General features: G+C 52.5%; 1 protein-coding gene and 1 pseudogene. Both read right to left on the bottom strand.

Going from position 1 to position 1237, the window contains the following annotated elements; genetic code table 11:
• Nucleotides 1–30: 30 nt before the first annotated feature.
• On the bottom strand, nucleotides 31–843 hold the full coding sequence (locus AXA67_08800; protein KXJ40662.1) for a transposase: 813 nt from the start codon (nucleotides 841–843) through the stop codon (nucleotides 31–33).
• A gap of 59 nt (nucleotides 844–902) precedes the next feature.
• Nucleotides 903–1188: pseudogene (locus AXA67_08795) on the bottom strand (transposase).
• Nucleotides 1189–1237: the final 49 nt, after the last annotated feature.

Raw genomic sequence — 1237 nt, 5'->3', positions numbered from 1 at the left:
TGACGTGGTCAAGTAAAAACGGACACCTAGTTAAGCTACATTAGCCAATTGGCTATTCCTCTCAAATTGATCTGGACTTTGGTAATCCAGATACGAATGGAGCCGTTGGCTGTTATAGAACATCGTGATGTAGTTTACGATGTCCAGTCGTGCCTCTTGCCGATTCTGGTAGCAACGCCAATAAACCCGCTCGGATTTCAAAGAACCGAAGAAACTCTCCACTACGGCATTATCCCAACAGTTGCCTTTACGGCTCATACTGCCGGAGATGTCGTGGTGCTTGAGAAGCTTGCGAAAAGCCTGGCTGGCATACTGGACGCCTCGGTCCGAATGGAAAATCAATTGCCCCTTGGCCGGCTGCCGGCACCACAAGGCCATCTGAAGCGCATCACAGGCTAACGTACTGGTCAGTCGATTTCCCATCGACCACCCCACCACCTTGCGCGAGAACAGATCAATCACCACAGACAAATACAACCAGCCCGCTTGGGTCCAAACATAACTGATATCACCCGCCCACACATGGTTGGCGCGCTCAGGGGCAAAATCCCGCGCCAGCAGGTTTGGAAACACCGGTTGGCGGTGATTGCTGTCAGTCGTGACCCGGTAGCGGCGGCGGTAGCGAGCCGACACGCCAGCTTCGCGCATCAAACTGCGCGCCTGATAACGCCCCACACGATAACCCAGCGCCTGCAGCGCCTTGGCCATTCGGCGGCTTCCATAAGTGTGTTTCGAGGCTTTGGACAATTGTTTCACCTGGGCTAATTTCTCCTCTCGCTCCGGGTCCACTCCACCAGACCCACGCCGCAACCAATCGTAAAATCCATTGCGACTCACACCCATCAACCGGCAAAGCAGCTTCACCGGATACGCCTTCTTCTCTTGGGCAATGAACTCAAATCTCAGCTCGATTCTTTCGCCAAGAAGGCTGCCGCCTTTTTTAATATCTCCCGTTCCAGCTTTAATCGCCGGTTTTCTTCACCTAAACGCCGCAATTCCTCCTGGTCTTCTGTCAGGTTGCCGGAATGCTTGACCCGCATCAGCTTCATATTCGCTGACCCAGCGACTCAACAGGCGAGCATTGATGCCTAAATTCCTGGCTGCTTCCGCCCGGCTATAACCCTGCTTTGTGACAAGCTGAACCGCATCCAATTTGAATTCTTTCGTATATTTCTTGCGTACTGTCATCTCTCACCTCAGTTTTTAAAAATTATCCCTTAACTGGGTGTCCGTGGGA

The sequence above is a fragment of the Methylothermaceae bacteria B42 genome, assembly GCA_001566965.1.
Taxonomy (GTDB): Bacteria; Pseudomonadota; Gammaproteobacteria; order Methylococcales; family Methylothermaceae; genus Methylohalobius.
This window is presented reverse-complemented; position numbering and strand designations above follow the sequence as displayed.